21 protein-coding genes and 1 tRNA gene are annotated in these 20,193 nt (G+C 34.7%); 4 read left to right on the top strand and 18 right to left on the bottom strand.

Going from position 1 to position 20,193, the window contains the following annotated elements; all coding sequences use genetic code 11:
* Window positions 1–4: 4 nt before the first annotated feature.
* Together LZQ00_RS06605 and gap are read left to right on the top strand one after the other, a co-directional pair.
* On the top strand, window positions 5–856 hold the full coding sequence (locus tag LZQ00_RS06605; RefSeq protein ID WP_234513576.1) for a hypothetical protein: 852 nt from the start codon (window positions 5–7) through the stop codon (window positions 854–856).
* A 4-nt stretch (window positions 857–860) separates the two neighbouring features.
* Window positions 861–1,859 carry a type I glyceraldehyde-3-phosphate dehydrogenase gene (gene gap / locus LZQ00_RS06600; protein WP_234513574.1) on the top strand — a complete coding sequence of 333 codons (999 nt, stop codon included), beginning with the start codon at window positions 861–863 and terminating at the stop codon, window positions 1,857–1,859.
* 76 nt (window positions 1,860–1,935) lie between these two features.
* Here the strand turns inward: gap and LZQ00_RS06595 are convergent, their stop codons facing one another.
* From LZQ00_RS06595 to fucP, 8 genes are read right to left on the bottom strand one after another with little or no spacing between them, the layout of a single operon-like run.
* Window positions 1,936–2,727, bottom strand: a complete 792-nt coding sequence (locus tag LZQ00_RS06595; RefSeq protein WP_234513572.1) for an SDR family oxidoreductase — start codon at window positions 2,725–2,727, stop codon at window positions 1,936–1,938.
* 11 nt (window positions 2,728–2,738) lie between these two features.
* Window positions 2,739–3,566, bottom strand: coding sequence for an amidohydrolase family protein (locus LZQ00_RS06590; protein WP_234513570.1), 828 nt, complete (start codon window positions 3,564–3,566; stop codon window positions 2,739–2,741).
* Between the two features lie 9 nt (window positions 3,567–3,575).
* Window positions 3,576–4,433: a fumarylacetoacetate hydrolase family protein gene (locus tag LZQ00_RS06585; RefSeq protein ID WP_234513568.1), complete on the bottom strand. Its 858-nt coding sequence runs from the start codon at window positions 4,431–4,433 to the stop codon at window positions 3,576–3,578.
* Between the two features lie 51 nt (window positions 4,434–4,484).
* Complete coding sequence (locus LZQ00_RS06580) at window positions 4,485–5,249, bottom strand: SDR family NAD(P)-dependent oxidoreductase (protein WP_234513567.1); 765 nt, start codon at window positions 5,247–5,249, stop codon at window positions 4,485–4,487.
* A 1-nt stretch (window position 5,250) separates the two neighbouring features.
* Entirely contained in the window at window positions 5,251–6,558 is a 1,308-nt protein-coding gene (locus LZQ00_RS06575; RefSeq protein ID WP_234513565.1) for an alpha-L-fucosidase, read from the bottom strand.
* 12 nt (window positions 6,559–6,570) lie between these two features.
* Entirely contained in the window at window positions 6,571–8,232 is a 1,662-nt protein-coding gene (locus LZQ00_RS06570; protein WP_234513563.1) for a UxaA family hydrolase, read from the bottom strand.
* Window positions 8,222–8,572 carry an L-rhamnose mutarotase gene (locus tag LZQ00_RS06565; protein ID WP_234513553.1) on the bottom strand — a complete coding sequence of 117 codons (351 nt, stop codon included), beginning with the start codon at window positions 8,570–8,572 and terminating at the stop codon, window positions 8,222–8,224. Before LZQ00_RS06565 ends, LZQ00_RS06570 begins: the two co-directional genes overlap by 11 nt.
* Window positions 8,573–8,579: 7 nt before the next feature.
* The gene (gene fucP, locus LZQ00_RS06560; protein ID WP_234513551.1) at window positions 8,580–9,842 is read right to left on the bottom strand and encodes an L-fucose:H+ symporter permease; all 1,263 of its coding nucleotides are present in this window, start codon (window positions 9,840–9,842) and stop codon (window positions 8,580–8,582) included.
* Window positions 9,843–9,981: 139 nt separating this feature from the next.
* Here fucP and LZQ00_RS06555 point away from each other — a divergent pair, with 139 nt between their 5' ends.
* Window positions 9,982–10,842, top strand: a complete 861-nt coding sequence (locus LZQ00_RS06555) for an AraC family transcriptional regulator (protein WP_234513544.1) — start codon at window positions 9,982–9,984, stop codon at window positions 10,840–10,842.
* Between the two features lie 7 nt (window positions 10,843–10,849).
* Here LZQ00_RS06555 and LZQ00_RS06550 read toward each other — a convergent pair whose 3' ends face one another.
* From LZQ00_RS06550 to LZQ00_RS06515, 8 genes are all read right to left on the bottom strand, one after another.
* Window positions 10,850–11,818: an NAD(P)H-quinone oxidoreductase gene (locus LZQ00_RS06550; protein WP_234513534.1), complete on the bottom strand. Its 969-nt coding sequence runs from the start codon at window positions 11,816–11,818 to the stop codon at window positions 10,850–10,852.
* Window positions 11,818–14,532 carry an outer membrane beta-barrel protein gene (locus LZQ00_RS06545; protein ID WP_234513525.1) on the bottom strand — a complete coding sequence of 905 codons (2,715 nt, stop codon included), beginning with the start codon at window positions 14,530–14,532 and terminating at the stop codon, window positions 11,818–11,820. Before LZQ00_RS06545 ends, LZQ00_RS06550 begins: the two co-directional genes overlap by 1 nt.
* A gap of 177 nt (window positions 14,533–14,709) precedes the next feature.
* Window positions 14,710–15,237 (bottom strand): ferritin, encoded by a 528-nt coding sequence (locus LZQ00_RS06540; protein WP_234513523.1) that lies wholly within the window; start codon window positions 15,235–15,237, stop codon window positions 14,710–14,712.
* 182 nt (window positions 15,238–15,419) lie between these two features.
* Window positions 15,420–15,794 (bottom strand): DUF6686 family protein, encoded by a 375-nt coding sequence (locus tag LZQ00_RS06535; RefSeq protein ID WP_234513521.1) that lies wholly within the window; start codon window positions 15,792–15,794, stop codon window positions 15,420–15,422.
* A gap of 306 nt (window positions 15,795–16,100) precedes the next feature.
* Complete coding sequence (hpf, locus tag LZQ00_RS06530) at window positions 16,101–16,445, bottom strand: ribosome hibernation-promoting factor, HPF/YfiA family (protein WP_234513518.1); 345 nt, start codon at window positions 16,443–16,445, stop codon at window positions 16,101–16,103.
* 15 nt (window positions 16,446–16,460) lie between these two features.
* The gene (locus LZQ00_RS06525; RefSeq protein WP_234513516.1) at window positions 16,461–17,339 is read right to left on the bottom strand and encodes a tyrosine-type recombinase/integrase; all 879 of its coding nucleotides are present in this window, start codon (window positions 17,337–17,339) and stop codon (window positions 16,461–16,463) included.
* Between the two features lie 92 nt (window positions 17,340–17,431).
* Window positions 17,432–17,626 carry a 30S ribosomal protein S21 gene (gene rpsU / locus LZQ00_RS06520; protein ID WP_234513506.1) on the bottom strand — a complete coding sequence of 65 codons (195 nt, stop codon included), beginning with the start codon at window positions 17,624–17,626 and terminating at the stop codon, window positions 17,432–17,434.
* 169 nt (window positions 17,627–17,795) lie between these two features.
* On the bottom strand, window positions 17,796–18,434 hold the full coding sequence (locus LZQ00_RS06515) for an HAD family hydrolase (RefSeq protein ID WP_234513505.1): 639 nt from the start codon (window positions 18,432–18,434) through the stop codon (window positions 17,796–17,798).
* Window positions 18,435–18,523: 89 nt separating this feature from the next.
* Here LZQ00_RS06515 and LZQ00_RS06510 point away from each other — a divergent pair.
* Window positions 18,524–18,597: transfer RNA gene (locus tag LZQ00_RS06510), tRNA-Ile, on the top strand.
* A 257-nt stretch (window positions 18,598–18,854) separates the two neighbouring features.
* Here LZQ00_RS06510 and LZQ00_RS06505 read toward each other — a convergent pair.
* Both LZQ00_RS06505 and LZQ00_RS06500 read right to left on the bottom strand, forming a co-directional pair.
* The gene (locus LZQ00_RS06505) at window positions 18,855–19,838 is read right to left on the bottom strand and encodes a transposase (RefSeq protein ID WP_234509124.1); all 984 of its coding nucleotides are present in this window, start codon (window positions 19,836–19,838) and stop codon (window positions 18,855–18,857) included.
* Window positions 19,831–20,184 (bottom strand): transposase, encoded by a 354-nt coding sequence (locus tag LZQ00_RS06500; RefSeq protein ID WP_234509126.1) that lies wholly within the window; start codon window positions 20,182–20,184, stop codon window positions 19,831–19,833. The genes LZQ00_RS06505 and LZQ00_RS06500 overlap by 8 nt, the downstream gene beginning before the upstream one ends.
* Window positions 20,185–20,193: the final 9 nt, after the last annotated feature.

The raw sequence follows: 20,193 nt of genomic DNA, 5'->3' as shown, positions 1-20,193 counted from the left end.
TCAGATGATCGCAGTAGTCTATAGTGGTTCAAAATTCGCAGATTGGAGATTAGCCGACAAAGGTCGTGTGGTTACTGGTTTTCGTACGAGTGGAATTAACCCCTATTTGCAAGACGAAAGATACATCGCGCAACTTTTAAATAAGAATACGAATCTGATCAATAATGCTGAAAAAATTAAACGGATCTATTTTTTCGGTGCAGGATCTTCTTCTCCAGAGCGTAAAAATAAGATCAAAATAGTATTCGAAAAGTTCTTTGTAAATGCCAAAGTCAAAGTTGAACACGACGTGATTGCATCTGCTATTTCTTCTTATGGCGATGAAAAAGGAATTATCGGTATTATCGGTAGTGGTTCAAATGCAGCGTTCTATACAGGTAAAAAGATTGTTAATAACAATTATGGTCTTGGATATATCTTAGCAGATGAAGGTTCTACAAACTGGGCTTCCAGAATGTTATTGAAACATTTTTTAACAGACACACTTCCTCAGGATTTAACAGATAAATTACTCAGTAAGTTTGTCATTGATCGTAAGATCATCTTAGAAAAGGTTTATAATTCACCTCAACCCACTATATTTCTTAATTCTTTCTCTGACTTTGTTATAGAAAATAAAAATCATCCCTTTATTGTTCAAATAATAAAGAATGGATTTCGTTTATTCTTAAAGACTTTTATCAAGCCTTTATATAAAGAACATCCGGACAATGATATTAATTTTACTGGTTCAGTGGCAGCAAATTTTGAAGACCTATTAAGAGAGGTTGCAATAGAAGAATTTAATTTATCAATAGGAACAATTATAAAAGAACCTATTCATAATCTTATCAAGTATTATATCAATAAAAATTAATAATATGAAAATTGGAATTAACGGATTTGGCCGTATTGGTCGTTTAGCATTCAGAGCTGCGGTAAATCGTCCAGATGTTGAAGTTGTTGGTATCAATGACTTAGTAGAGCCAGATTATATGGCGTATATGTTGAAATACGATTCAACACACGGTAAATTTGATGGTACTGTAGAAGTTGTTAATGGACATTTAGTTGTTAACGGTAAAACGATTCGTGTTACAGCAGAAAAAGATCCAATCAACTTAAAATGGAATGAAGTTGGTGCTGAAGTTATCATCGAATCGACTGGTTTCTTCTTAACACAAGAATTAGCACAAAAACACATTGATGCTGGTGCAAAAAAAGTTGTTATGTCAGCTCCTGCAAAAGATGATACTCCTACTTTTGTTATGGGTGTTAATCATAAAGAATTAAAAGCAGATCAACATATCGTTTCTAACGCATCTTGTACAACAAACTGTTTAGCACCTGTTGCTAAAGTATTGAATGATAAATTCGGTATTGTTGAAGGTTTAATGACAACTGTACATGCAGTTACAGCGACTCAAAAAACAGTTGATGGCCCTTCTGCTAAAGACTGGAGAGGTGGACGTGGTGCTTACCAAAACATTATTCCTTCTTCTACTGGTGCAGCTAAAGCAGTTGGTTTAGTATTACCAGAATTAAAAGGTAAATTAACTGGAATGTCTTTACGTGTACCTACTGCTGACGTTTCTGTTGTTGATTTAACAGTACGTTTAGAAAAAGCGGCTTCTTATGAAGATATCAAAGCAGCGATGAAAGCAGCTTCTGAAGGTGAATTGAAAGGTATCTTAGGTTATACAGAAGATGAAGTTGTTTCTTCTGATTTCTTAGGTGATGCACGTACTTCTATCTTCGATGCTAAAGCTGGTATTTCATTGAATGACAATTTCGTTAAAGTTGTATCTTGGTATGACAACGAGTGGGGTTATTCAAATAAAATCGTTGATTTGGTTCAAGAAGTTGGTAAATTAAGCTAATCTGAAATCAAACGTATAAAAAGGGCTTTTAATTTTTATTAAAAGCCCTTTTTCGTATTAATAATTATGTTATCGTTTATTTTTCAGAAATAATAGAACGATCCAGATGCACATAACCCCCATCCACGTGAATCAACTGCCCCGTTGTATGACTTGATTTATCCGATAACAGAAATAAAGCAGTATGTGCAATTTCTTCAGCTGTAGTCATCCGATGCTCTAAAGGAATACGATCAGTGATTTTCTTTAATATTTCCTCTGGATTCGTTAAAGTCTGTATCCAGCTATCATATTGTGGCGTTGCACATTCTGCTACCACAATTGCATTTACACGTATACTATACGGAAGTAATTCGACAGCCCATTCTCTGGTCAGTGCATTTCGGCCTCCATTGGATGCTGCATAAGCCGAAGTATTACCCTGTCCTGTTTCAGCTGTTTTTGAACTAATATTAACAATACTTCCTTTTGCTGCAATCAATGCATCCAGTGCATGATGCGCCATTAAATAATAGTGAACTAAGTTTTTATGCAAAGAAGCGATAAATTTTTCATAATTACCAGATGACAATCCGACACCGTCATTAACACCCGCATTATTGACCAACCCATCTATTCTTCCAAACTTTGTCAAAGTTTGTGCTACAGCCATTCGACAAGCTTCAGGATCTGAAAGCTCAGCCTCTACCGAATACGCCTGTCCACCAAGTGCTTCGACCTCTCGTTGAACAATGTCATTGTCTTCCTGCTTACGTCCCACAATAACAGGAATAGCACCTTCTTGAGCTAATCCTAAAACAATAGCTTTACCAATTCCTTTTGCACCACCTGTTACAATAACAACTTTATCTTTTAAATTTAGATTCATATAAGTAATCTTTACAAATTATAGATTTTGATAGCATTTAAGCCCCAAAAAGATTCTTTTTCTGCAACCGTGAAATCTGTTAACTTAGATTCAACAATAGCCACACTTTCTTCATAAGAAGCAGCCAATAAGCATACTGGCCAATCTGAGCCAAACAGAACACGTTCTTTTCCAAAAGAGTGGAATACATGATCTAAATATTGACTAAAATCATCCAGATGCCAGTTTTTCCAATCTGCTTCTGTTGCTAATCCAGAAACTTTACAACTGACATTTGAAAAACCAGACAATTCTTCAATAAATAATGCCCATTCCTCAAACTCTTTCGATTTAATCGGAGGTTTTGCAATATGATCCAAAATGAACTTTTGATTTGGATTTGCACGAACACAAACAGTCGTCGCTGTATAATGACGAGGACGAATCAATAGATCGTATGTATAATCATGTTTAGTCAAAAATTCAAATCCATTTAAGATAGCATCACGAATAAGAAAATCAGCATCTTCTTCCCCTTCCACAATATGTCTAAAGCCTTTAATAATAGGTTCTTCTTTATATTGGGTTAATTGCTCATCAATATCTTCAGCACCTAAATCCACCCATCCTACTACTCCTTTTACAAATGAATAGTCTTTAGCTTGCTGTACTAAAAATTTCGTCTCTGCAGCTGATTGATCCGCTTGTACAGCAATACAGCCATCAATACCATTCCTCTCTAAAAGAAATTTCAAATCCAATGGTAGAAAATCTTTCTGCAATACTTTCATCTTATCCGTGATCCAATTATCACGGATTGGGTCAAACTGCCAAAAATGTTGATGAGCATCTATACGCATGGGAATGTCTTACTTTCCTGAATATTCAATAACTTCCTGACGAGATTCACCTAAACCGTCAGCACCAAGCTCAATTACATCACCAGCTTTCAAATAAATTGGTGGATTAAAACCTAATCCCACACCTGCTGGAGTTCCTGTGGAAATGACATCACCAGGTAACAAGGTCATAAATTGAGATACGTAACTCACAACAAATGGTACAGAGAAGATGAGATTTTTCGTGCTCCCGTTTTGGTATACCTTACCGTTTACTTTCAACCAAATATTTACATCATTGATATCTTTGATTTCATCTTTAGTTGTCAGATAAGGTCCCATAGGCGCAAAGGTATCACAGCCTTTTCCCTTGTCCCAAGTACCCCCGCGTTCTAATTGGTATTCACGCTCAGAGACATCATTATGCAATACATATCCTGCAACATAATCCAAAGCCTCAGATTCTTTTACATAAGATGCTTTTTTGCCAATCACAATACCAAATTCTACTTCCCAATCTGTTTTTACAGAATCACGAGGAATCATCACTTGGTCATAAGGACCAATTAGAGACGTTGTTGATTTCATAAAAATAATCGGTTCCGCAGGTATTGCAGCTCCTGTTTCTTCAGCATGGTCCTTATAATTCAAACCAATACAAACGATTTTAGAAGGTCTTGCAAACGGTGCGCCTATTCTTTCATTATCAGGTACAGGTATCAGTTTACCTTTATTTGCTTTAACAAATTCTTCCAATGCAGCGATACCGTCATTCTCGAAGAAAGATTCATTATAATCACCTCCGAAAGCTGAAGTATCATAATTTATTCCATCAATCTGAACACCAATTTTCTCTTTTCCAGCTGCTCCAAAACGTATTAATTTCATAGTTTCTTTATTTTTTAGCGATGACTACAGATCATCCACATTGCTTTTCTCTTAATTATTTAGTTTAATAAAACCTCCATCAATAGGATAGTCATTACCTGTGATAAAACCAGCATCATCACTACATAAAAACAAAGCCAATTTAGCAATTTCTTCTGGCTTTGCCATACGTCCAATAGGTTGGCTCTTTGACAGTTTTTCGAAGATCTCTGCTTCCTGTCCTGGATAATTCTTTGCAATAAAACCATCTACAAATGGCGTGTGCACACGTGCAGGTGAAATACTATTGCATCGAATGCCATCAGCCATATAATCACGTGCCACAGAAAGTGACATCGCAAAAATAGCTCCTTTACTCATTGAATAAGCAAAACGATCACTTATACCTACCCAAGCTGCTATAGAAGCTAAATTTAAGATCGCTCCTCCTCCATTCTTTTTCATCGTTGGAATTACTGCGTATAAAGCATTGTAAGCCCCTTTTACATTCACATTAAATATGCGTTCGAAATCTTCAGTAGCACAATTCTCAAGGTTACCAACATGCGCTATACCTGCGTTATTGACTAAAATATCTATTTTATCAATTGTTTTAATGATTGATAATACTTCCTCCTGAATACTGACATTACAGGCATGAACAAAGCCTTTACCCCCTTTGTTTTCTATTTCGGCAATTACAGCTTCTCCTCCCTCTGTATTCAGATCTAAGATATGAACTATAGCTCCTTCTTCTGCAAAGAGTAAACTAATGGCACGACCAATTCCACTTCCTCCTCCTGTAATGACAGCTACTTTATTTTGCAATTTTGACATATTATTTTGTTGTTAATGTTAAAACAAGATCATTTTGTTCCTGATGTGTTGGAATATTGATCTTTATATTTTCTCCTTTTATTTTATAAGTCACAGAACGATTATCAATAAATGTTTTTAATGACTTGATTTTTATACCCAGTGTAGGAATGACAATAGTTGTCAATTCTGGTTTTAAGACATGGATAAAGATTTTGTTTTCTTTTTGTGTTAAAGCATATTCGTTAGAAGCTGCTACACCCAAGCCAGCAGTACCGTAGATCGTTTCTCCATAAGATGCTAACCAAGTACCCAATTCTCCTAATCGCACTTGTTGATAGTCTTGGATTTCCCCATTTGGCATAGGTCCTACATTTAGCAACAGGTTAGCACCATGTCCAGCAGCTTTCACGAGGTAATGTAATACTTCTTGAAACGTCTTTTGCTTTCTGTCTTTGATATCAAATCCCCATGACCCTGCTATTGTACCGCAAACTTCTTTTGGTAAAACTCCAACATGATTAGCAGAAGTGCCGAAACCTGTGGTGTTTTCTCCTGGAAGATCACGCTCAAACATTTGAAAGTCTTCTCCATCAATTGTTGCTATATGATGGTTATTTCCAACTAGACACTGTGGTTGTAATTGATGAATCAATTGATAGATTTCATCATAATGCCAGTTTGCATCTGGTTTATCCCAATGTCCGTCAAACCAAATCCCATCTATTTTTCCATATTGTGTGAGTAATTCTGTCAATTGACTCTTCATAAACTGAATGTAAGACGGCCAATCCCCACGTGTGCTATCACGACCAATAATTCCCTTCCCTACTTTTCCTGTTGGTAGATAGTCATCTCTTTTCCAGTCTAATAATGAATAATAAAACATCACTTTAATTCCCTCTTCATGACACGCATTCACCAATTCTTTCACAATATCACGTTTGAAAGGACTCGCTTTCACGATATTATAATCCGAGGCCTTACTGTCCCACATGGAAAAACCATCATGGTGACGAGTGGTAAACGTAATGTATTTTGCCCCTGATTTTTTAAACAGTTTAGCCCATTGTTTTGCGTCAAAATCAATCGGATTGAAAAATTTAGGCAATAAACCATATTCTTTAATCGCAAAATTTTGATTATTCATAACCCATTCACCATCCCCAAGCACACTATACACTCCCCAATGAATAAATACACCGAAACGCGCTTGATTAAACCAAGCACGATTTTCAAGGTTTTCCGGACTCGGTACATACGCTTTCTGCTGCGCATATCCATAGAAAGTGGCCAGCAATAGATAAAGGACTGTGATTACTTTTTTCATATTAGATAGAATTTATAAAGAAACACCTCTTCTCCAAGGAATGAAATCATCTTGTCCCAATAATACTGCTTTTGGAACAGCTTCACCGCTTGCTACTTGGATTACATAGTTTAAAATACGATGAGCAGCTTCCTGAATGGATTCTTCTCCTTCGATAATCGTTCCGCAATTCAAGTCGATGATATCCGGCATTTTTTCGAATGTTTTCGTATTGGTCGATAGTTTAACTACAGGAGTGATTGGGTTTCCTGTTGGTGTACCTAAACCCGTTGTAAACAGAACAATATTGGCTCCAGCTGCAACTTCAGCAGTGGTACTTTCGACATCATTTCCTGGGGTACACAGTAGATTCAGTCCAGGTTGGTTTGCTAATTCTGGATAATCGACTACAGCTGTTACAGGTGATGTGCCACCTTTTTTTGCTGCTCCTGCGGATTTAATTGCATCTGTAATTAAACCATCACGGATATTTCCAGGTGAAGGATTCATGTAGAAACCACTTCCATCAGCTTCTGCTTTAGCATTATATACACGCATCAATTCCATGAATTTATCTGCTGTAGCTTCATCGACGCAACGATCACTCAACTCTTGTTCTACACCGCATAGCTCAGGAAACTCAGCCAAAATAACGGAACCACCTAAGGTCACTAAGATATCGGATAGGTATCCCAATGCTGGATTGGCAGATATCCCAGAGAATCCATCCGATCCACCACATTCTAGACCTATGCATAATTTATCTAAAGATGCTGGTTGACGAGTATGTGTATTGGCTTTCATCATTCCTGCAAAAGTTGCTTTTACAGCTTTTTGCATCAGTTCTTTTTCAGTACCTTCTTTTTGTTGTTCGAAAACATATAGCGGTTTATCAAAAAGAGGATCTCTCTTCGCTATCTCTGCCTGCAAAATAGAAGCTTGTGCATGTTGACAACCTAAGCTCAATATCGTTGCTCCTGCGACATTCGGATGGGTAATATATCCTGCCAGTAAGCCGCACAATGCATCTGAATCCATCCGTGTACCCCCGCACCCCATTTCGTGATTCAAAAACTTAATACCATCTACGTTTTCAAATAGACGATTATGTTGATCTCCTACTATTGATGTACTTAAATCTTGTGCAATAATCTGATTCACATCTGCTCCAGATTGATATAAACGAATTAATTCGTCAACCTCTGTCGTATAATCATTCGCCTTTACTTTGTAGCCTAACTTTTCTTCAAAAGCTGTTTTTAAAGTAAGGACATTCCTATTCTCACAAAATACTAATGGAATAACGAGCCAATAATTAGCTGTACCGACAGTTCCATTGGAACGATGAAAACCATTAAAAGTCTTATCTTTAAATAAAGAAACATCAGGCTTCGTCCAGTCTATATTTCTTTTACTTAACTTAAAATCATCAGCAGCATGTCGCAAATTCTCTGTCGAGATTAATGCACCTGTCTCTAATGCATAATTTGTTTTTCCGACCAATACACCATACATATATACTTCAGCATCTTTTGCTAAAGGTTGAATAGTAAACTTATGCTTGGCAGCAATATTTCCCAATAATGGAAAACGATTATCTTGCCATTCTATTAACATTCCTTGGGGTAAATCTTGTAAAGCCACTAAAACATTATCTGTCGGATGGATTTGCAAGTACATTTTTTTATCCTTCATTATCTTCTTTTTTCAATTCAAATATCTTATCCATTAAAACCCATTTTTCATTTTCTTTAGCTCCCGGAATAGCACTTTGATATTTCCACATCAATTGTTCCCATTCCTGCACTTTAGGATTTTCAGCATCCATTTTCGTTTTTCTTTCAAACGAAAAAGTAGCATCAACTTCCATGATCATAAATAAACGATTTTCGAATCTAAAGATCTGCATGTGTATCACTCCAGCATCTAAAATCGAATCCTGAATTTCTGGCCAAACAGCACGATGGTACTGTTCATATTCGGCAATCAGTTGTGGATCATTAACCAGATCCAAAGCAAATGTATATTGTGTCATAGCAGTATTATTCTTGAGAAGATAACAAGGATTGATTATCCTTCTTTTTGTTTGCTAGTGAAAATAATAACACGACAACAAAACAAATTAAGGGTACCCAATAACCTAGTTGAAGGTTACCTGTTTTATCTGAAATTAGCCCTAATAAAGGAGGTAACGCTGCTCCTCCTACAATAGACATAATAATTAAACTAGATGCTGATTTTGTATCTGGTCCTATACCAGCTACACCAACAGCAAATATTGTTGGAAACATGATGGACATAAAAAAAGCAATTGTAATTAAAGCATAAATCGTTATTGATCCACTTCCGTATATCACAATCAATGACAATGAAATACATATAATAGAGTAAATGGTTAATAAAGTTAAGGGTTGGACATATTTCATAAAAAAAGTCCCAACAAAACGACCTAGCATAAAAGCTAATCCTGCAAAACTTGCATATTTCGATGCCTCTAAAGGTGGGATACCCGCGACTTCAGTTGCATACAAAACCATGAAGCTTAATATACACACCTGTGCACCAACATAAAAAAATTGTCCTATCACTCCCCATCTTACATTTTTATGTTCAAAAGCGTGAAAGAACCCTGATTTTTGTTCACCCTCATCATTTTTGATGTCGGGTAATTTTGTAAATAAAAGAATAGCTGCAACAAGTAAGATGATGATCCCTAAAATCATATATGGTCCCTTCACTGCCGCAGTTTCAGCCTGAATGTAAGCTGTCTTGATTTGTTCGCTCATCGCCGCAACCTCTGTATCTGACTTCGGTTGTTCCGCTAAAATAAACTTACCTCCTAAAATAGGAGCTATAAAAGCAGCTAATCCATTGAATGACTGTGCAAAGTTTAACCGTTGTGTGGCTTTACTTGGGTCTCCCAATACTGTTACGTAAGGATTTGCAGCCGTTTCTAAAATCGTTAAACCACAAGCAACAATAAACAAAGCACCTAAAAAGAAAATATAACTGATGTGATTGGCTGCAGGTATAAAGAGAAAGCAACCTATCGCAAAAAGAGTCAGACCAATTAAAATACCCGACTTATAACCATATTTTTTCATAATAATACCTGCTGGAATAGCTAAGAGAAAATAGGCTATAAAAACAGCAGAATCAACTAAAGACGCCTGTAAATGCGTTAAACTAAAAGCATTACGTAGATGTGGAATGAGTATCGGATCTAGATTATGTACAAATCCCCAGAAAAAGAACAAGGAAATTACAAGTGAAAGTGCTAATTTATTGTTATTATTTGATGACATATAAATTGAGATTTATCATTGGTTTATGTAAAATAAGGAATAAATAATGAAACAAAATTTAGATATTTTACCCAATTATTAAGTTATTTTATCATAATATACACTTCATATTTAAATATATTGCATATATTTATTAGTAATGAAGCCGCAGTTATTAAAAGTCAATAATAATCATGTTCAATCTTTCAGTGTCAGGAATGATATCATTCCTCAAAACCACAATATTTGGCACTATCATGAAGAGCTAGAATTAATCCATTTTGAAAAGGGTTCTGGAACCCAATTTATTGGTGACAGTGTCAAAAACTTTACAAGTGGTGATATTGTGTTGGTCGGATCCAATTTACCACACTATTGGCTTTTTGACGCGCATTATCTGACTACAACACCTGGTCCAGCAGATATCCGTGTATCTCACTTTAAAGAAAATTTTCTTGGTGATCAGTTTTTCAATTTACCTGAAAATCATAAGTTAAAAAATTTATTGAAGAAAGCTAAAAAAGGTATTCAATTAAATAGATCAATCCAAAATAACACTAAACATCTCATAGAGAAAATATTAAATAGCAATAATTCAACAAAAATAGTAGCTTTAATAGAAGTACTTACACTAATTGCCGAGTCGGATGAATACAGCTTATTATCCAGTGATAATTATCCGATTGACAGTCAGGATCTAGATTTCGGAAGGATGACAGTCATTATGGATTACATCACACAACATTACAAGACACAGATCAAATTAGATGATATTGCGTCCATGACAGGTATGACTGCCAATTCTTTTTGCCGTTATTTTAAAGCTAAGTCAGGAAAAACCTTATTTCAATATTTAATTGAAATGCGTATCGGATACGCTTGTAAATTGTTAAATGAGCGGAAGTTGAATGTCAAACAAATTTGTTTTGAATGTGGTTTTCAAAACTTTGTTAGTTTTCATAAATATTTTAAGGAAGCAACAGGCTTTACCCCATTGCATTATCAAAAGCAACTCTTATAAACATATATTAGAGCACAAAAAGCAATTTACCCATAAAATCACCTGAATCCAGCAGTGCATGAGCATTAGAAGCGTCCTCTAGTGTGAAGGTACGGTAGATAGTCGTTTTAAATAACCCTTTTTCCAATAAAGGAAAGATCTGCTTGACAATCTCATCCCGTAACCCCTTCTTAAATGAAATCGATCGGCTTCTCAATAAACTACCTGATAGATAAATGCGTTTCTGCATCAACACAAAAAGATTCAATTCTACCTTTCCACCTTTCATTGCATTGATATAAATCAAGTGACTATCTGGTTTTAATACTTGTATATTTTTGGGGAAATAGTCACCACCGATACTATCCAAAATCACATCAATCTGACTGTCACCAATCACCTTTTCAAACTCTTGTTCTTTATAATTGATAACAATATCTGCCCCAAGATGTACACAATAATTTGCTTTTACGCTTGATCCTACGGTTGTATATACTTTTGCTCCAGCCAGTTTTGCCAACTGTATCGCCATAGAACCAATTCCACCACTACCTCCGTGAACCAAAAAATTATCCTCTTTCTTGAGCGCACCACGCTGGAAGACATTGTGATAAACCGTAAATAAAGTCTCTGGTAATGCAGCTGCTTCTGTATAAGTAAAACCTTTAGGTATGGGTAGACATTGTCCCTGATTAACAGCTACATATTCAGCATAACCTCCACCCGCCAACAAGGCACAAACCTGATCACCAATTTGCCATTCATCCACAAGATCACCTACTGCAACAATTTCGCCAGACACCTCCAAACCTGGGATGTTTGCAGGAACACCATCTGGAGCAGTATAATGTCCTTTTCGTTGAAAAACATCTGGTCTATTCATCCCAGCCGCTTTTACAGCAATTAATACTTCATAGTCATCACACGACGGTTTTTCAACGTCAAGCACTTGTAAACATTCTGGTCCTCCAAACGAAGTAATAACAACAGCCCTCATTATGATTTTTTCGGATATTTCTGTAAACGGAAATTGAGTGATAACATAAAATAACGAGACAAACGTGTATTCTGTACATCTAAAATATCATTTCCTAAGACATCTCTTGTTATTCCTGAGTTTTGATTTAGCAAATCAAATCCCTGAACTCGAAGCATAGTCAATTTATTTCGCATAAAAGTGTATTCAAAATAAGCATTTATAATGGTGGGATTTATATTTGTCCAAGAGGAAGAAGAATATCCTGCATTCAATCTTTGGGAAATTTCCATACCAAACGAGCTATGTTCACTTACATAATATTTTGACCCCAGTCCCAAAACTCCTGAATGTGCAATAATTTGATCATTATAAGGCAGCTTATAAGTCGCTTTATTCAAAGAATAATTACCATTCAACTCTGCTTCAAATATATCATTAAACATATAGCGGAACTGTAACGATTGTGAAAATAAAAAATGTCCACCATCATTCCGTCTATCATTAATATAAGTCACATTATTATAGAAGTCTGCATTACCATTTAAACTCATTTGTACATTATCATTTAACAAACTAGCTGTAAATAAATAGTAAGACTTTATATCATAATAACCAGGAGTATTTAAAAATGTTGTTTTCTGAGCAGTAGAATTTGCAATAGTCGTCCTATTGGAAACAATTTTATCTGAAATAAAATTATAAGCAAGGCTTCCTTCAAAATATTGCCCCTTTTTAACAATAGATTTCCGATATTTTGCTAAGATTCGATTAGCAAACTCAGCTCTTAACTCTGGATTTCCTTCTACTATATTTTGAGAATTCGTATTGTCTAATACAGGTTGGATCTGATAAAAATTGGGTTGATTATTCTTTCCTAAATAATCGATAGACAGATCTGAATTTTCATCAAATTTCCATTTGATACCCGCTGCAGGTACCAAATTAACATTACTATAAGATGTCTTAATTGATTTATCTTTCGAATAACCGGACAATTCAGTTGGTTGAACGGCAAACCCAATATTATATTTAAACTTTGAAAATATATCTTGTTGGTACTTCATCCCAATTCGATTGGAAGAGAAAATATAATCATAATTTAAACTCAGTGAATCTACTCGATTTAAAACAGATTGTTCATTATCTCGTTCATGCACTAAACGTCTTGCATCAATAGCTGTATAATTAAAATCATAATTTAATTCTAACAACCCACCTTTATCCATAGGTTCAATAATGGATAATGCACTTTTTACGTCACGATTTTCATTATCACTTCTTACAAATTGGTTTAAATAATTATGTTTGGTGATAACCTCATTGAACGCACTATCTATAATGGTATTTTGATCAATAATATCTTCGTTTTTATCAACAGAATTGTAACCAACATGTAGATTATAAACTAATTTTCGTCCAGGCTTCTTAAAACTTTTAGCGTATAAAACATCTAGTTCAGCATTGGGACTCGTGCTACTATTATCTGCTGTATAATTTCCGTTATTTGTAATTGATTTATTTTTGATATAACGATCCCTAAATTCATCTCCATTTGATTTTGTCCAAGAAAATGTCGGTGATATTTTTAAGAAATCCGAATCCGTCAATTTAATATCAAAACCCCAGTTCATTTGATGTGTATTATCAGTTGTTGTGGTTACATAATCTTCTAAATTTGTGATGGTATTATAGCCATAGATCGACTGTAAAAAAGAATTACCTTTCGTTTTATTCTTATTATTTGTAAAGGTATAGCGTCCATATGCAGCTATTTTATCTGTCAAATTACTAGAGAAACTAGCACCTAAAGACCCAACATTATTAAATCCATCTGTTGGATCTGCAAAGTCGGCTAATTCTCCCATAACACGATCTCGAGATCCACCGCCATTTGGAGAACCAAATGAAAATAGATTTGTATTGGTATTATTGATAGAACCAATGAAAGATAATTCTTGGCCATCATTGAATTTATTAATTCCTGCACTTGCTAGATACCGATCCTTATTCCCTATTCCCCCTGTCACTTGTCCAAAGGTGATCTTCTTCTTATCATCTTTAAGCACAATATTGATAATTTTTTCAGACTCTGCACCTTTTGTACCTTTCGCATTTGCCACATCTCCATAATAATCAATTACTTGAATATTTTTAACAAAATCTGCTGGTAGATTTCGTGTAGCGGTTAATACGTCACCCCCAAAAAACTTTTTGCCATCCACTTGTACAGAGGTAATGGGTTTTCCAAAGGCATAAACAGAGCCGTCTCTCGAAACCTGAAAATTAGGAATTTGCTTTAATGCATCCTCCAAAAGCGTACGGCGATCAAATTGAAAAGCGCCCATATTAAATTGTACGGTATCTTCTTTAAATATAATCGGTTTGTATTTGTTGATGACGATCTCCTTCAACATAGATGCTTGAGGTTTCATAGTCACTGTTTCCGCGATCACACGATCTGTACTATTGTATTGCGGATAAGAACGATCCACAATCTGCAAGCCAAGCAAATTATAATTTAATCGAATATTATTTCCTTTAATCTGATGAAATTTATAGAATCCTGTTTTAGAAGATACGGTCATAACCGTATCCAAGGAAGTTGTCAATCGTACATTCACACCTTCTAGTGGTTGCCCCTCTGCATCTACCACAAAGCCGTACACTTCTTTTTTTTGCAATTGAGCCTCTACTCTTCCCCCAATGAAAAAGAGTAAGACAAATACAATCATCTTACAATTATTTCCTGATATTTCGAATTTATCCGACATCAAAACAACTTATTCTATTATTATGTCAATATACATAAATAATTCATACATCTTTAACGTAAAACAATGAATTATTGTATAAAAAAAGAGCTGTTTATTTTAGATAAACAGCTCTCCTTATATTGTAAAGAAAATTAATTATTCACCAAAAAAAGTAACTTTCACCAAATGTTTATCAATCTCCCAACGTCCAGTTCCCTCTTCACCGATCACATCAAATAGTTCTAATATTCTTCTAGCAACATACTCTTCCTCTACTTGCTCTGACAAGAACCATTGTATAAAATTAAAAGTTACATAATCTTTTGATTTCATGCATTTATCAGCTATATTATTGAATTGTTCTGTTACAAACATTTCTTGTTCCAATGTCGATTCAAAAATACCACGGAAAGAATCAAAGTCAGAAGGAATTCCTGTTACCTCAGGAGAAATAGCACGTCCGCCTCTATTACTGATATAGTTAAAGAGTTTCAACATATGCTCACGTTCTTCGTTTGATTGTTTAGCGAAAAATTCTGCTGCATTATCTAAACCTTGATCATCACACCATGATGACATAGCCAAATATAAAGATGAAGAATGTGCTTCTACTTTAATTTGTGCATTTAATATATTTTCAATCTCTTCTGTTAAAGAAGATTTTAATTTCAATAAATCTTTCATATTCTCTAAGTTTTAATTACCCATATTAATGACCAAGTTTCCTAACACTTGGCTTACCTGAACAATACAAAGATAGAGGAGAAATCTCGAATCTGTATAAAAAATATACAATACAAATTCAGTCTAAATTAGACTTTAAAAAGATAAGTTGTTTAGAATCAGTATAATTATAAGTAGGTCTCTTATACCAATATGTTTACCTTAGAACTGCGTAAGCAGGCTTTAACTACACTATTCAATTCCATTATAAATTTTGCGCCAGACAATAGTTCACGTAAATCTAATACGTCTTGAACATTCAATATAAAACAACGTTCAGTACGAAATGGCATTACAACAGCAAAATCAGAAGAACGTGATGTATCTGTCAGCATTTTTTCTACATCGATTTGATCGATTGATTTTTTGAATTTGAAAAAATCAGAAACAGAAAATGAAGTCGTAGTTCCTGCAAACTCTAACCAATAACAATTTTTACGACTACATTGATAAATCGCACCAGCCTCAGTTATAAAAACTTCTTCTACATTTGTTAACGGACAGATTGTGTTCAACATGTTGTAATTCTTCTCTTTTTATATTGTGATGGTTCAAAAATAATCATTATTTATAATCAATCCAAGTAAGAATAAAAATATTTTTAAAAATATTTTTGAACCTCAATTAGCTTATTCTATAAAAAGATAACAATCAGAAGTTTCAGGTTTTTACATCTGATATATGGCCACTTTTTGATATCCAGCAAATAACAAGAGCTTTAGAAAACAACTTCATTTAAATTACAGAAGATTGATAAGCCATTATAAAAAAAGACTAATCTCATCGATTAGTCTTTTCTAAAATTAAGTATGCTATATTATTTACTAAAGCTCTTCTTCTTCTGTACTCAAAATTTCTTTATGATTACTTACCAATGTTTTGGTCTTCGTTTTATGTTTATTAATTTGTCTTCTTATTGATTCTACTGCAATATCAGTTGCTTCTTCAAAACTTTTAGCCTGCCCCTTTGCAAAAAGCTGATTCCCTGGTATACTTATTTTAATCTCTGACACCTTATTCGCTTCATCATCTACATTTTCTAAACGTAAATAACATTCCCCACCAATGATTGAGTCTAAAAACTGATTCAATTTACTTGTCTTTCTTTGGATAAATTCAATTAGCTTTTGATCAGCATTAAATTTGATTGATTGCACAGTAACGTTCATTTTTCCTCCTTTTTTTTAAGCTTTTGGATGAGCTTGTTTATAAATAGACTTTAGACGCTCCACCGAATTATGCGTATACACTTGCGTTGCAGCAAGTCCAGCATGTCCGAGGAGCTCTTTAATTGCATTCAAATCAGCACCATTATCCAACAATGCTGTAGCAAATGTATGCCTCAATATATGGGGGCTCCTTTTTTGTTGCAAAGAAACCATTGAAAGATACTTATGTACGATTCGATAGATTAATTTTGCATAAGCGGGTTTCCCCTCTTTAGTAACGATTAAGAAACTTGATTTAGTATTGTTAATATTTAAGGATTTCGCTTGTAAGTAAAGTTGCAATTCCTTTATTAATGTCGCATTAATGGGGACTAATCTTTCCTTACTCCTTTTACCGAATATAAGAATATTTTTATTATAATAATCAATATCTCGGTCTTGAATTTGTAATAATTCTGCAAGACGTATTCCTGTACCAAATAAGAGTTCCATCACCAATTTATCGCGACGACTTTCAAAGTCATTGACCTCTCCTTCCAAATGATCCAACAACTGAACCAATTTTTCCTTTTCCACTACAACAGGTAATTTCTTAGGGGTTTTTAGTGCTTTTATTTGAATAGGATTTCCTTTCATTACTCCTTCTCGTTGCAAATATTTAAAGTATGTCCGCAAAGCTGAGATACTCCGATTCACTGTAGTGGCCGATTTTTTCGCTTCCGTCATCAAAGCAAAGTAATGACGCATATCACGATGAGTGACTTGTTCAAATGCCAAATTTTCATGCTCCAGAAAAGTCAAGAACAAACTTACCTCGTGTAAATACGCTGTTAAAGTGTGTTTGGAATAACGTCTTTCAAATTGTAGATACCGTTCAAACTCTTTCTGATACATATTCCATCCTATTTATAACTAATTTAGAAAAATAAAGCACATAAAAAAAGGGGAAAGCAAACTTTCCCCTTTTTTATATCTGATTAGAAACCTTAGATTGAAACTTCTTGGTTCAATCCTTGTTTGTAAATCGCTTTCTTAACTTGAATACGACGAGTTACAGATTTCTTCTCGTAAGCTTGACGTGAACGTAGTTCTCTTAAAACTCCAGTTTTCTCAAATTTCTTTTTGAAACGCTTCAATGCTCTATCTAAAGATTCTCCTTCTTTTATATTTACGATAATCATGCTCTGTATATACCTCCTTTCGTAGCCTTTTAATTTTTAAAGTGATGCAAAGGTACGATTATCATTGATATTGACAAAACATTTTTAAAAATTATTGATGTTATTTAAAATAGCTCCTTGAATAAGAAGTTGTTTCTTTATTCATCGGAAACATCGATTCAGTATTCTCTTAATCTTTCAAAAGTCCTTCTCGATAAAGCAAATTCTTTAACGTATCTGGTTTCGTTAACAAATAAGTCTGTAACCCCAATTCTTTTGCTGTTTTAAGATGTTGTGGACTATCATCAATAAAAACTGTTTCCTGTGGCTCTAAATTGTGTGCCTCTAAAACAAATTCAAATATTTCCTTATTAGGTTTTCGCATTCCCATTAAATGGGAGTAATAATCTTTTTCAAAAAATCCAACATTGTCATCCAAATTAAACGTTCTTTTCAAGTAATCCATAATCCATTGATAATGAATTTCATTGTTGTTACTCAATAAAAACAAGCGATATTTTTGTTTTAACAACATTAATAAATCATGATTTCCTTCTGTCACACCGATCAACATAGCATTCCAGGCTTCGTTAATTTGATCATCACTTAGCTCATGTGCACCAGTAATTTCACGAAGTCCGTTTCTAAAGGTATCTGCAGAAATTTTTCCTTGTTCAAAATCATCAAAAAGTGAAGTTTGTGCACCATGACCATAATATTCTCTTACATTTTTGATACCCAAGGCTCTAAAGGCTTCTTCCATCCTTAAAAAGTCAATCATAAAGATCACATCGCCATAATCAAGGATAATATTTTTAATTTTTTCCATCATTTTATTTTGAAATATCAATACAAATATCAATATTTGCATCGTCAAAACGGGATAAATATTCTATTTTTGATAAAATAAAAATAACCGCTCCTATAGCTCAGTTGGTTAGAGTAGAAGACTCATAATCTTTTGGTCACTGGTTCGAGCCCAGTTGGGAGCACTGAATAAATCCCTTAATCTTCAATAGGTTAAGGGATTTTTATTTAAGTTCTTTTGTTTAAAGTAGCGTGAGACAAATTTTAACATTTCACTTGTTTTTGCTAATTTATTATAGGTGTTTTTCTCATTTCTTTTCTCATTTTTCAATAGGATTATTAAGCTCTCCCTTATAATAAAGAAAACACCTTTGTAATATCCTTACATCTCCCTCCCATCTACAAAACTGGGATCATACCGAAAAGTTGGGGGATCATATTTTTAAGCATATAATTTCATCACTCTGTATAAGAAGAATGTAGTATCCCTTACTCCGCGAAATACACTTCTAAAAGCTTTAAGTTTAGCATTGAAGGATTCTGCAGATGCATTTGTACTTCTGTTATCGAAGTAATGTAAGATATATTGATGATGTGCAGCTATTGACCTTGCTACACTCTCAAATGAAATTATTCCTACATTCTCAACCTGATTATGCCACAGGCCTAGCTTGGTAAAAGCTATTTTCTTGTCTTTGCATTTGTTGAAGATATCGCCCAGGGCAATTCCTAGATCGTAAGCTTGTTTTAGTTTGGGAAACCGCAGGAATAAAAGTTCTGCACGATGTTTCTGACTTTCTGTCCATCTACTTGGGTGCTTGAAAAGGAGATGCCTAGATCTAGCTAAAAGCTGCTTAAGAGTATCTCCGTTGGCTAGCAGCTCAGGTTCATAGGTTTGTCCCTGTTTTCTGGATACCGTCATATTCTTACTTTCAGTATCCAATACTTCCCAACGATATTTTATTCGAAGCTCCTGAACAGCGTCGTAAGCTAGCTTTTGAACATGAAATCGGTCGACCACTCGTCTAGCATTCCTGAAACATCTGCGGATAGCTTTGGCCATGTTTGGCGCCATATCCATGGTCACTTCCTTAACCTTGTTTCTTGATCGTAAAGGAATCTTTTCTAAGACAGTAATGATGTCTTCGGCCTTAGTGCCCCGTATAGTGGCTAAAATGGTTCCTTTCCTACCTTTTGCAGATTTGCTACTTATTATCGTATAAAGTTCGCCATTACTAAAACTGGTCTCATCAATGCTTAGGTGTTCGGAGATGTTTTCAGGGAAAAGAATCCATTGTTCAGCATGAGGCTTTTGATCCCAGTCATGGAAATCACTGAGATGATTCTTGTATTGATCCTGTAATTGCTTACCATCCACATGAAAAAATAGTCCCACCAAATGGGCGCTTACAGGATGGTTATCCAAATATCTTCTTTAAAAAAAGCCCGAATTCCGTTGTCATTCGAGCACCCTCACGTACGAGGTTCCAATCTCTTGTGATAATATCTCCAGTATCAAGAACCGTCCAACGACGACGACGAATATGTAGCGTAACTTTCTGCCCTCGAATAGGAAAGTCTGAAATCTCGGTGGAAGGCATAAAACCTTTCGACTCCAGCTTACTGTTCTCAAAACCAGCTGGAACTATATTAAGTTCATCTAAATAAATGTGGAGTTGATTATCAACCTGATCGACCTCTAAAATTTGAAAGTATTCTAAAAGCCCTTCAGGCATTAATAAGGATAATAATTTACGTTCAGCCTCTTGCAAAGTATATTG

The sequence above is a fragment of the Sphingobacterium sp. SRCM116780 genome (assembly GCF_021442025.1).
GTDB lineage: Bacteria > Bacteroidota > Bacteroidia > Sphingobacteriales > Sphingobacteriaceae > Sphingobacterium.
The sequence above is the reverse complement of the archived record's forward strand: the minus strand, read 5'-3'. Positions and strand labels throughout refer to the sequence as shown.